This window comes from Nocardioides sp., assembly GCF_035576065.1.
Taxonomy (GTDB): Bacteria; Actinomycetota; Actinomycetes; order Propionibacteriales; family Nocardioidaceae; genus Nocardioides.
Map to the genome: position 1 here is coordinate 42,907 of NZ_DATLWX010000007.1, position 12,531 is coordinate 55,437.

A 12,531-nucleotide genomic window follows, 5' to 3' on the forward strand; every position below is an offset into this window, starting at 1 on the left:
TCGCGGCATGAGCGAACGCTTGGAGGTCCCCACCGTCGACGGCCGCACCATCGAGGTGCTCGTGGGCGGTGACCCCGGTCGCACCTGCCTGCTGTTCCACGGCGGGTCGCCCTCCGCCGTCGCCGAGTCGCAGTGGTTCGACGACACCGTCGCGGCTGCGGGGCTACGGATGGTCACCTACTCGCGGCCCGGGTACGGCGCCTCCACCCCTCGCGCCGAGGCCGGTGCGTACGCCGACGACGTGGCCGACTCGGTTGCGGTGCTCGACCACCTCGGGATCGACCAGTTCGTCACCGCGGGCTGGTCGGGCGGTGGACCGCGAGCGCTCGCGTGCGCGGCGCTGCTGCCCGAACGGTGCCGAGCCGCGGCGACGATCGCCGGCGTGGCGCCGTACGACGCCCCAGGGTTGGACTGGTTCGGTGGCATGGCCCCGGAGAACCACGCCGAGTATCGCGCCGCCGAGCAGGGCCGCGACGTCTACGGCGCCTATCTCCAGCAGCACGCCCTCCCGATCCTGCAGGCGACGGCCGAGGAGGTCGCGGACGCCATGGGCGGTCTGGTGACGCCGGTGGACCTCGCTGCCCTGGACGCTGACTTCTGCGACTGGATGAGCCGCACCTTCAACCACGCCGGCGCCCAGGGCGTGGTCGGCATGCGCGACGACGGGCTCGCGGCCGTGGCGCCGTGGGGCTTCGACCTGACGCGCATCCGGGTGCCGGTCGCGGTGTGGCAGGGCCGCCAGGACGCGATGGTGCCCTACGAGCACGGGGTCTGGCTCGCGGAGCATGCCAACGGCGCCGAGAGACATCTGTTCGAGGACGAGGGCCACCTGTCGCTGATCACCCAGCTCGACCGGATCCTTGCCGATCTCAAGCGCCTCGGCGGGGTGGGCTGAGCACCTCCTCCTCCGGGCGGATTGTGGAAAACGCCAGCGGACCGTCCGTCGCGCCACTATCGTCGCGGTGACGGTCTCTGTCTTCCGCGCGCGTTCTCGGCCGTCCGCGCGCCCGAGGAGCCTGAGCCAGGTGACCGTACTGAGCGCGCGACTGCTGTCGGGGCGACTGTGGTGGGTCCCGGGCGTGCTGCTGCTTGCGGTCATGGTGGCTGTCGACATCGCGTTCGGTCGCCAGATCAACGGCGCCTATGCAGCTGCTGCGGTCCTGGTCGCGATCAGTGCCGACGTACGCCGCACTGCGGGTGTCGTGGCTCTCGTCCTCGCGGCGTCGGTCGCCTCCGGCGTGTGGAACGACAACCTGGGCGAACGCGAGTGGCTCATCAGGTTCGCCACCTGCATCCTGATCTGCGGGTTGGCGCTCGCTGCCGCCCGCGCCAGCCAGCGTCAGCGCGAACGCCTCGAGCGGACGACCCTGCTGGCGCAGCGCGTGCTTGACGCCCTCGCGGTGGAGCTCACCGGAGCACGCACGATCAAGGACGTGGTCGAGGGCTTCCTGGGTCACGCCGTGGCGACGATGGGCGCGACGTCAGCCATGGTCCTGACGCTCGACGCGGACGACGTCCTGCGGACCGTCACCTGGCACGGTCGCGCCGGCGACGGAGCCGACCAGTACCAGGAGATCCCCCTGTCCAGCGAGCTTCCGGGGGCGTGGGCGGCGCGCACCCGCACCGACGTCCACTACCGGTCGTTGGCCGAGATCGTGGCGGCGTTCCCAGACCTCGCGAAGTACTACACCGAGGACCGCTGCCTCCACCTCCTCCCGCTGCACCGCGACGGTGTGACGCACGGCCTGTTGGCCATCACCTTCCCGCCCGATCTCTTCACCCCGTCCGAAGACGGCTTCCTGCACTCGCTCGCTGGCGCGCTGACCAGCGCTGGTCTGCGCGCCAGCGAGCTCCAGAAGCAGGATGCTGCGACCCAACGAACCGCCCTGCTCGCGGAAGCGTCGATGACGTTGTCGCGCAGCCTCGACATGGAGGAGACGGTCGCCGAAGTCGGTCGGATCCTCGTGCCTCGCTTCGCCGACTGGTGCTCGCTGCACCTGGTGCGCGACGGCCAGCTCGAGATGGCCGCCGTCCAGCACCGCGACCCTGAGACCACCGCTTGGGCGCGGTCCATGCAGCATGCCTTCCCGACCCGGATGGACTCTCCCACCGGGGCCGCCAAGGTCGTCCGGACCGGCGAGAGCGAGATCTACCCGTTCATCCCTGCCGACCTCCTCGAGGCGGCCGCCGTCAACGACGAGCACCTTGACATCCTGCGGCGCCTCGGACTGAACAGCGCGATCGTCGCCCCGCTCATCGGGCGCCAAGGTGTCGTGGGGGTGTTGACGCTGATCCACGCCGAGTCTGGTCGCCGCTACACCGAGGACGACCTGGCCTTCCTTGAGGAAGTGGCCGCCCGGGTCGCGCTGGCCCTCGACACGGCCGCCACGTTCGAGGAGCAGTCGGAGCGGCTGGCCGGCGTGACGCTGGTGGCCGAAGCGGCCCAGCGGGCGATCCTGGCGCTGCCCCCTGCGCGGATCGGTCCCATCGCCCTCTCGGCGCGCTACCTGTCGGCCGCTGAGGAGGCGCACGTGGGCGGCGATCTCTACGAGGTCGTACGCGGTCCGTCGTCGGTGCGGCTGCTGGTCGGCGACGTGCGAGGGAAGGGCCTGTCCGCGGTCCGCACCGCCACGGTGGTGCTCGGCGAGTTCCGAGCCGCTGCCGCCGGGAAGGGCGACGTCGCCCAGGTGGCACGCGAGATCGACCGGCGCATCGTGCCGTACCTCCCCGACCCCGAAGACTTCGTCACCGGTGTGCTCGTCGACATCGAGCACGACGGCCGCTTCAGCGTCGTCTCGTGCGGTCACCCTGCGCCGGTCGTGCTGACAGAAAGCGGTGGCGTGGAGGAGGTCGCGCTGGAGCACTCACCGCCGCTGGGTCTCGGCGTGGACCCCGTCGCGGCGTACGGCAAGCTCAGCCCGGGTGACCGGATGTTGTTGTTCACCGACGGCCTGATCGAGGCGCGCCTGCCGGACGGCGGCTTCATCGACCCGGCGCCGTTCTTTCCGCGGGTGGGCAGTGCCGAGTTCGAGTCCGCGCTCGACGGTCTGCTCGCCTCTCTCAACAACGCCGCCGGCCCGTCGCTCGGCGACGACCTGGCACTGCTCCTGGCCGCCTACGACCCGCACACCGACCACGTCCCGACCGACGACTCGGTCGAGCTGGTCGCCCAAGCGGTGGCGTTCACGGGCCTCCGGTAGCAACCGACCAGACGCACGAGGTGAAGACAGAGGTCATCGCCCCCGTGCTGACGAGCCACTTCCTGAGATGACTGCGCAGAAGTCCGTGAGCCGGGTCTTGGGTGCCGCGGGCACACTCGCGCCATGACGTCATCGCCCCGCGGAAGTGCCCGAACGCAGGTCGAGGAGCTCCTCGATCGCATCAGGGACCTGGATTCCCTGACCAACGCCGTCTGCGCCGTGCACCCGCACGCACTCGCGCAGGCGGACCGCCTCGACGAGGAGGCAGCCGCGGGCCGCGTTCGGAGCGCTCTCCATGGCCGCGCCGTGCTGGTCAAGGACAACATCGACACCTACGACCTGCCGACCACCGCCGGGTCGCTGGCGCTGGCCGACGCACCGCCACCGGAGACGGACGCCTTGCTGGTGCAACGTCTGCGTGCCGCCGGAATGGTCGTGCTGGGCAAGACGAACCTCTCTGAGTGGGCCAACATCCGGGACGAGGCGTCCACCTCGGGATGGAGCGCGTACGGCGGCCTGACACGCAACCCCTACGGCTTGAACCGCTCCGCGGGGGGTTCCAGCTCGGGCAGCGGCTCAGCCGTCGCGGCCGGGCTTGCGCCGTACGCCGTCGGCACCGAGACCGACGGATCGATCAGCTGCCCGGCCGCCTTCAACGGATGCGTCGGGATCAAGCCGACCGTCGGCACGGTGCCCACCGCGGGCGTCGTGCCGGTCTCGCGCTCGCAGGACTCCCCCGGACCGATGGCCAGGACCGTCGCCGACGCGGCAGCGCTGCTGACCGTGATGGCAGCCAACGGCATCGACTACGCGGAGCACGCCGTCCCTGGCCGGCTCGCCGGCAAGCGCATCGGGGTGCCGCGAGCGACGTACTGGGGCTACTCACCGCACGCAGACGCCGCCGCAGAGCGCGCGCTCGGGCTGCTGGCCGCCGAGGGCGCGACGATCGTGGACAACACGGACCTCCCGGCGCTGGCCGACGAGGTGTGGGCAGACGAGATGGTCGTGCTGCTCGCGGAGTTCCGTGCCGGCGTAGCCGACTACCTCGCCACCCGCAGCGGCGCCGTCCCACGCACGCTGGCCGAGATCGTCGACTTCAACCGCGAGCACGCGTCGACGGAGCTTGCGCACTTCGGCCAGGGCCTGTTCGAGGACGCGCTGGCCGGACCGACACTCAGCAGTCCCGAACACCGGGCGGCCCGCCAGCGGGGAGTCGACGTCACGCGGGAGGGCGGCATCGACCGCGTGCTGCGCGAGCACGCGCTGGACGCGTTGGTCACGCCGTCCTATCCCCCGGCCCACCCCATCGACCTCGTCAACAAGGAGTCGTTGTCGGGTGCGTGCACCGGACCGACCGCCATCGCCGGCTACCCCCTGGTCACGGTCCCGACCGAGCTGGCCGCCGGCCTGCCGGTGGCCGTCTCGTTCTGGGGGACGGCCGCGAGCGAGACCCACCTCATCGAGATCGCGCACGGCTACGAAGCGGCGCGGGACCGGTCCAGCGGACCCCTCGCTGCGCCGACGTTCCCGGGGTTCCTCTGACCCGGGGCCCGTTCCGGCGAGTCGAGCGATGAAGCCGTGCTGGATGTCATTCACGCAATGGGGTACCCACCCCCACGACTAGATCCGCCGCGCCCGGCGGCCAACCTCAGGAGACGTCATGCGCATCGTCATCACCGGCGCGAGCGGCAACATCGGTTCCGCCCTGCTGCGACAGCTGACCGAGAAGGGTGACCACGAGCTGATCGGCGTCGTTCGTCGCCGGCCCGACGCCGTTGCCCCGTTCGCTGACGCGCAGTGGTCGCTGGTCGACCTGACGCGAGCCGAGGACGAAGCCGCCCTGAGGGCCGCGTGTGTCGGAGCCGACGCCGTCGTGCACCTGGCGTGGGGCTTCCAGCCCTCCCATCGTGAGGACTACCTGGCCGAGCTCGGCATCGGTGGGACCCGGCGCGTCATCGAGGCAGTGACCGCTGCCGGCGTCCCGCACCTCGTGCACATGTCCTCCGTGGGGGCCTATTCGCCCAAGCGGGATGACGCTCCGGTGGACGAGACCTGGCCGACCCAGGGGGTGCCGAGCTCCATGTACAGCCGGCACAAGGTGGCTGCCGAGCGCCTGCTCGATCGTCTCGAGAGCGATGGACGCCACAAGGGGTTGGTCGTCACCCGGATGCGACCCGGCATCGTCGGACAGCGCAACGCCGGGAGCGCGCTGCTTCGCTACGGCCTCCCCGGCGCCCTGCCGGCAGCCATGCTGCGACACGTGCCGGTGCTTCCGCTGGACCGCGGGCTGTCCGTTCCGATGGTGCACGCGGACGACGTGGCCGACGCCGTCGTCCGGATCCTGGAGTCCCGGGCCCCGGGCGCCTTCAACCTGGCGGCAGAGCCCGCTGTCACGGCCGCCGACATCGCCGCCGTGCTAGGAGCGCGCCTCGTGCACGTCCCGTCAGGCGCGGTCCGGGCAGCCGTCTCACTGAGCTGGCGCGCGCGGGTCCAGCAGGTCGACGCGGGCTGGGTGGACCTGGGGTACGCCGTGCCGCTGCTGGACACCTCGCGGGCGAGGTCCGAGCTGGGCTGGGCGCCGACCAGCGACGCGCTCTCGGTGCTGGCCGAGACCGTGACCGGCATGCGGGACGGCGCCGCAGACCACTCGCCCGTCCTCCGACCGCGCTCCGTGGCGGGAGCCCTGGGCCGGTTCGTCCGCCGCGGCCCGGTCGCAAGCCGCCAACAGCCCTGATCGTCGTCGGGCACGCCCGCCGACAGCCACGAGTCAGGACGCGATGCTGCGCTGGTAGCTCCTGAGGGCATCGCCGACCTGGGCAGCCTCAGCGCTCAACGACTGGAGCAGGGCCGGCACCCGACTGTCCTCCGGGTCGGCCGCGGCCGCCTGGAGCTCAGCCGCGAGGCGGGTGAGTCGGTGCGCGCCGAAGTTCGCGGCCGTGCCCTTGAGCGTGTGGGCGCGAGTCACCAGGCCCGGGCCGTCGTCGGCACGGTGGACCTGCTGCATCTGCTCTGCCTGGATGACCGCGTTGACGGCGAAGCGGCCGATGATCTTGGTGAAGAACTCGTCGTCGTCCAGGTCGGCGCGCAGGTCTCCCAGGACGGCGGCGTCGATCGACGTCTCGGGAGGTGACGACTCCGCTGGGGACGTCTCCTCGGGCTCGCCGGCCGCAACAGACTCGGCGGCAACCGCGGACCCGACCGTCTCAGCGTCCTCGCCGGCCTCGCCGGCCTCCGCAGCCGCGGCGGCAACCGGACTCCCGGAGAGCGCTGCGAGGAGCTGGACGGCGCGGAGGGGTTTGCTGAGGTAGTCGTCCATGCCTGCGGACAGGCAGCGGTCTCGGTCATCGGCCATCGCGTTGGCCGTCAAGGCAACGATGTGCGGTTGCCTCTCCGCGGGCAGCTGCGCCCGGATCTGCCGGGTCGCCTCCAGGCCATCCATCACCGGCATCTGCACGTCCATCAGGACCACGTCGTAGCGTTGGCGCCGGACGGCCTCCAGAGCTTCCAGACCGTTCGCGGCGACATCCGCGCGGCATCCCAGCTTGGCCAACATCCCCAGGGCCACCTTCTGGTTCACGACGTTGTCCTCGACGACGATGACCTTCAGCCTGGCGACCTCGCTCCGCACCGGACCGGCCGCGGCCGGCTCGGACGGAGCGGGTGCGCTTCGCACAGCCTCCAGCAGCGCGGCAGCCAGCGCCCCCGGCTTGACCGGCTTGGTGATGCGAGCGACGTGGCCCAGATCGGGGTTTGGACTGTGTCGGTCGCTCAACGACGACATCAGCACGAACGGCAGGTCCTGGTCCTTCGAGGCGTTGCGCAGCAACCGGGCCAGGGCGAGGCCGTCCATGTCAGGCATCTGCAGGTCGACGACCGCCAGGTCGAAGCGTCGACCACGACGGACCCAGTCCAACGCGGTGCGGGGATCGGCCGTGTCCGCGGGCACCAGTCCCCAACCGCTGAGCAGGTCGCGCAGGATGGCACGGTTGGTGTCGTTGTCATCGACGACGACGACCCGGGTGCCGGCCAGGTCGGCCAGACCGGCCATCGTCCGGCCCCGACTGCTGGGGATGCGCTGTTCAGGAGCCGAGCGAAGACGGACGCCGAAGTAGAAGGTCGACCCCTCCCCCACCCGGCTCTCGGCCCACACGCGGCCACCCATGGCCTCGGCGAGCTCCCGGCTGATGGTCAGGCCGAGGCCCGTGCCCCCCACCGGCCGCGTGGGGGACGCATCGGCCTGCGTGAACGAGTCGAAGATGGTGTCCATGTGATCGGCCCGGATGCCCATTCCGGTGTCCTTCACCTGGAAGCAGAGCTCGCCGGAGCCCTCGTCGATGGACACGCGGAGCACGACCTCGCCCACCGTCGTGAACTTCACCGCGTTCGTCAGGAGGTTGACCAGGATCTGGCGGACCCGGGTGAGATCGCCCAGGACGACCTCCGGGCAGTCCTCGGCGGCGACGTACATGAGCTCGAGGCCCTGGGACGCGGCCTGGGGAGCCACGAGGTCGACGGCGGACTCGACGCACTCGACCAGCGCGAATGGACTGGTCTCGAGCTCGATCTTGCCGGCGTCGATCTTGGAGAAGTCGAGGATGTCGGTGACCAACGCAAGGAGGCTCTCCCCTGCACCTCGGACGATCTCGAGCTGCTCGACCTGCTCGGGGGTGAGGTCGGAGTCCAGCACGATGCCGGACATCCCGATGATGGCGTTGAGCGGTGTCCGGATCTCATGGCTCATGGTGGCGAGGAACGCCGAGCGCGCGTCACCGGCATCACGCAGGTCGTCGTTGGCCCGCAGGAGCTCAGCTCCCTTGTCCTCGAGCTCGGCTGCCAACCGCCGTTGCTCGCGCAGGTCGCCGGCCAGCAGTGCCAGGCGCCAGATGACGAGCGCGAACCCACCCGCCGCCATCAGCAGCAGGACGTTGGACCTGGTGTCGCTCAGCGCAGCCATCACGAGCGGCACCACAGCAGCCAGGTAGAGCAGCACCAGCCGCGCACGGCGTACGCCGCCGCTGCGACCCGACGGCGCGTCGGTCGACGCGGCGTCGTCGTCCTGTTGCCCGAGGAGCGAGGACGCCGAGGGATGGGTGACCATGGCTGCGAGACAGCTGTACGCGATCATCCAGGTCACGAACAGCGGAGTTCCGTACTCGAACGTCCCGGCCGCGCTCTGGATGCCGTAGACGACGTCGCCGGTCAGCTGGGCTGCCAGCCACCCGAGCAAGAGGATCCCAGCGAGGCCGGACTGCGACAGACGATCGAGGACCAGGCGGGCACCCAGCCCGCACAGCACGAGGTTGAACGCCGGATAGAGCAGAGCGACCACCGTGGCAGGGATCGAGGCCTCGGCGTTGAGGCTCGGCACCACGATACCGACCCACAGCACCGCACACAGGGCCGTGGTGAGGATCAGGGCATCGATCACCGCCACCCGCGCCTCGACCTCCCGGCCGATCGGGCCGAGGCGTAGGACAAGCACGAGCAGGAACGCGAACACGGCGTAGTCGAGGAGGAAGCCGACGTCGAGCACGGACGGGAAGGGCAGCGGCAGCTCAAGGCCGAACACAATGGGACCGAGGTACCACACGGCCAGCAGGACCACGTAGAAGAGCACCGCGCCGAACAGGATGAGCAGTGGGCGCTTCCCGGCGCCCTTGGCGCGCCGGTAGCGGGCTCCGGTCACCCAGACCGCGATCACCATGGGGACGAACCAGGCGATGAGCTGGACCGCGCTGTGCCGCGGCGAGAGCAGGTAGACCACCACTGCCACCGCACCCACGGCGAGGCAGGCCGAGGACAGCCTCTGACCGCCCAGTCGCTCCATGCTCAACTTCCTGGTCTCCGCCCCCGGCACCGACATTGAGCGTATCCAAAGGCAGAGGATGCCGCAGTCAAAGCACCGACACCTTCTCATCGGGTCTGGGTGAAGCCAGTCGGACGCCCATCGAGCTCCGTTCGCGGCTCGGTCGTGCCTCAGCAGCAGCGCGCGCTGGATGAGTGCTCGCGCTCGTGGTCGCGTTGGCGCTCGAACTCACGCCGGGACATGGGCAGGTCGCCGCACGCCGAGCACTCGCCGACGTACTCGTCCCACTTGGCCTCTCCAGTGAGCTGACGGACGTACCAGCGCAGGGTCCGCGCGGCGCGCAGGACGGCAGTCATCGCGAACCGACCTCCACGCCGTCCCGGGTGCTCTCCCACTCCCTGACGGCCTCCTTCTCCTCCGCGGTGGCGATGAAGTCGGATGGTGCGACGATGTGCGACTCCTGCCATGGCACCTCCGTGGTGGGCAGTCCCCCGGCTCGCACAGCCTTGAACCAGATGAGGAATGCGTTGATCACCACCACGAGCACGAGAAGGGCGAAGAGTGACTGCAGGGTGCCGTTGACGGTGGAGTTGAAGACCACCTGCTCCATCTGCTCCACGCTCGTCGCCGGCGCGAGCAGCTCACCGTTGTCGAGGGCGTCGGCGTAGGTGGACCGCTGGGTGAAGTAGCCGATCTTCGGGTTGTCGGAGAAGATCTTCTGATAGCTGGCTGTCATGGTGGTGACGAGGTCCCAGGCGAGTCCCACCCCTGGCACCCACGCCCACTTCGCCTTGCCGTGCTTGATCAGCAGGGTCACGCAGAGCGTCAGCGCGATCGCGGCGAGGAGCTGGTTGGCGATCCCGAAGAGCGGGAAGAGCTGGTTGATGCCGCCCAACGGGTCGGTCACCCCGACATACAACATGTAGCCCCAGAGGCCGACGACGATGGCGCTGGCCGACCACGACGCCGGCTTCCAGGACAGGTCGGCGTACTTCGGCCAGAAGTTTCCGATGGTGTCCTGCAGCATGAAGCGTCCGACCCGGGTGCCGGCGTCGACGGCGGTCAGGATGAAGAGTGCCTCGAACATGATCGCGAAGTGGTACCAGAAGGCGGCCAGTCCGCCGCCGAACGCTTGGGTGAAGATCTGGGACATCCCGTATGCCAACGTCGGCGCGCCACCGGTGCGGGAGATGAGCGTCTCCTCCTCGACCGCTGCCGCCGCTGCGGTCAGCTGGTCGGGGGTGATGGTGAAGCCCAGACCTGCGATGAACTCCGCTGCAGCGCCTGCTTCGCCTCCCGTGGCGCCGGCGGGGCTGTTGAACGCGAAGTAGAGGCCGGGGTCGATCACCGAGGCGGCGATGAGGGCGCTGATGGCGACGAACGACTCCATCAGCATGCCGCCGTAGCCGATCATCCGGACCTGGCTCTCCTTGGCCAGCATCTTGGGAGTGGTGCCCGAGGCGATGAGGGCGTGGAACCCGGAGAGCGCGCCGCACGCGATGGTGATGAAGACGAAGGGGAAGAGCTTCCCGGCGAACACCGGCCCCGTGCCCTCGAGCGCGAACTGCGAGACCGCGTCGTTCTGCAGTGAGGGGTTGGCGAGCACCAGTCCGACGGCAAGCAGCAGGATCACGCCGATCTTCATGAAGGTCGACAAGTAGTCGCGTGGGGTGAGCAGCATCCAGACCGGCAGGATCGAGGCGACGAAGCCGTAGACGATCAGGCCGATCGTCAGCTGCTCCTTCGACAGGGTCAAGGTCTCAGCCAGGCCCATCTGTTCGACATACCCCCCGCCGATGATCGCGAGCAGCAGCAGCCCGACGCCGATGGCGGTGACCTCGGAGACACGCCCCGGGCGCAGGTGTCGTAGGTAGAAGCCCATGAACAACGCGATGGGAATGGTCAAGGTGATCGAGAAGACCCCCCAGGGCGACTCAGCCAAGGCGTTGACGACCACCAGCGCAAGCACGGCGAGGATGATGATCATGATCGCGAACACTGCGATCAGGGCGGCGATGCCGCCGACCACCCCGATCTCCTCGCGCACCATCTGGCCCAGGCTCTTGCCGTCGCGGCGCATCGAGAAGAAGAGCACCACCATGTCCTGCACTGCGCCCGCGAAGATGACGCCGACGATGATCCAGACCGTGCCGGGCAGATAACCCATCTGGGCCGCCAGCACCGGACCGATCAGCGGACCCGCCCCGGCGATCGCGGCGAAGTGGTGCCCGAAGAGGACGGGGCGGTGGGTGACGTCGAAGTCGCGGCCGTTGTCGAACCGCTCCGCCGGTGTGGCCCGGGTGTCGTCGACGCCCAGCACCCGGTAGGCGATGAACCGGGCGTAGAAGCGGTAGGCGATGGCGTAGGAGGACAGGGCCGCGAAGAGGATCCACAAGGCCGAGACCTCCTCGCCGCGCGAGAGGGCCAGCACCGTCCAGCAGACGGCACCGACCAGCGCGACCGCTCCCCACCCGGCCATGGACTTCGGCGACAACCGCGAAGGGGTTCCCGATGGCCCCGACGGTGGTGGGGTGTGCGTCAGCTGCGTCGCCATCGTGCGTCCTCCTGCATCCGCGGCAGCGCCCCCCGATGGGCCGCCAACCTTTCCTGATCTCTACTCCCCAGAAGGGCTCACCACAAGAGGGTCGGCCTGGTGGCCGCGCACGCCGAGGCTTCAGGACGGCGGACGTGAAGACTGCCCGTGACTGGGACTGACGGTCTCCCGCGGGAGCCGGGCGGCGCGTGAGCAGCTGACGCACTCCCTCCTGCTCGCGTCGCTGAGCGCCCAGGTCGACAGCGGTGACCAGGTGAGCGAGACCAAGAGCGACTTCGTGGTGACGGTGAGTCATGAGCTCCGCACGCCACTGACCAGCATCACCGCCTACGCCGAGCTGCTCCAGGGCGACCCTGAGCTCAGCCCCCGCCAGGCCGGCTTCGTGGATGCGATCGCCCGCAATGCTGTTCGCCTGCGCTCGCTGACCGACGACCTGCTCGTCCTCTCCGGCTTCGCCGCGATGGAGCAGCAGATGCAGATGCAGGCCGTCGACCTCCGCGAGGTCGTGGCCCAGGCCCGGGAGGTCATCCTCACACTGGGCACCGGCCGCGACATCAACGTCGATTTCGTCCTGCCCGAGCAGGCACTGTTCGTGACCGGAGACGCCGCGCACCTCGAGCGCGTGGTCCTCAACCTGGTGGGCAACGCGATCAAGTTCAGCGAGCAGGGCGGCAAGGTGGTGTGCCAGCTCTGCGAGAGCAAGACCGAGGTCGTCCTCGAGGTGTGCGACAAGGGAATCGGCATCCCGCTGGACGAGCAGCACGGGTTGTTCACGAAGTTCTTCCGGGGATCGTCCGCGCGGGAGCACGCCGTCGAGGGCACCGGTCTCGGGTTGCACATCGTCGCCTCCATCGTGAAGACCCACGGCGGGAGCATCTCAGTGGACTCCGACACCGGTCGCGGGACCACCCTGACGATCCGCCTGCCCCGCCGCAGCGATGGCTCGGACAGCGGGGAACACCCGGGGTGAA

General features: G+C 69.8%; 8 protein-coding genes. 5 read left to right on the forward strand and 3 right to left on the reverse strand.

Translation table 11 applies throughout. From position 1 onward, the window contains the following. Positions 1-7 precede the first annotated feature (7 nt). The 4 genes from VNJ48_RS03105 to VNJ48_RS03120 all read left to right on the forward strand — a co-directional run bounded on the left by VNJ48_RS03105 (position 8) and on the right by VNJ48_RS03120 (position 5,934). Positions 8-895 (forward strand): alpha/beta hydrolase, encoded by an 888-nt coding sequence (locus VNJ48_RS03105; RefSeq protein ID WP_325599010.1) that lies wholly within the window; start codon positions 8-10, stop codon positions 893-895. A 130-nt stretch (positions 896-1,025) separates the two neighbouring features. Further along, entirely contained in the window at positions 1,026-3,200 is a 2,175-nt protein-coding gene (locus VNJ48_RS03110; RefSeq protein WP_325599012.1) for a GAF domain-containing SpoIIE family protein phosphatase, read from the forward strand. A gap of 123 nt (positions 3,201-3,323) precedes the next feature. After that, on the forward strand, positions 3,324-4,742 hold the full coding sequence (locus VNJ48_RS03115) for an amidase family protein (protein WP_325599014.1): 1,419 nt from the start codon (positions 3,324-3,326) through the stop codon (positions 4,740-4,742). A gap of 118 nt (positions 4,743-4,860) precedes the next feature. Further along, the gene (locus VNJ48_RS03120) at positions 4,861-5,934 is read left to right on the forward strand and encodes an NAD-dependent epimerase/dehydratase family protein (RefSeq protein WP_325599016.1); all 1,074 of its coding nucleotides are present in this window, start codon (positions 4,861-4,863) and stop codon (positions 5,932-5,934) included. Between the two features lie 33 nt (positions 5,935-5,967). Here VNJ48_RS03120 and VNJ48_RS03125 read toward each other — a convergent pair whose 3' ends face one another. The 3 genes from VNJ48_RS03125 to VNJ48_RS03135 form a co-directional block, all read right to left on the reverse strand. Continuing rightward, a complete protein-coding gene (locus VNJ48_RS03125) occupies positions 5,968-9,027 on the reverse strand; it encodes a response regulator (protein WP_325599018.1) in 3,060 nt (1,019 codons plus the stop codon). A 149-nt stretch (positions 9,028-9,176) separates the two neighbouring features. After that, complete coding sequence (locus VNJ48_RS03130) at positions 9,177-9,362, reverse strand: YbdD/YjiX family protein (RefSeq protein ID WP_325599020.1); 186 nt, start codon at positions 9,360-9,362, stop codon at positions 9,177-9,179. Next, positions 9,359-11,485 carry a carbon starvation CstA family protein gene (locus VNJ48_RS03135; protein WP_414689905.1) on the reverse strand — a complete coding sequence of 709 codons (2,127 nt, stop codon included), beginning with the start codon at positions 11,483-11,485 and terminating at the stop codon, positions 9,359-9,361. Before VNJ48_RS03135 ends, VNJ48_RS03130 begins: the two co-directional genes overlap by 4 nt. A gap of 328 nt (positions 11,486-11,813) precedes the next feature. Here VNJ48_RS03135 and VNJ48_RS03140 point away from each other — a divergent pair, with 328 nt between their 5' ends. Beyond that, the gene (locus tag VNJ48_RS03140) at positions 11,814-12,530 is read left to right on the forward strand and encodes a HAMP domain-containing sensor histidine kinase (protein WP_325599024.1); all 717 of its coding nucleotides are present in this window, start codon (positions 11,814-11,816) and stop codon (positions 12,528-12,530) included. The last annotated feature ends 1 nt before the right edge of the window (position 12,531 follow it).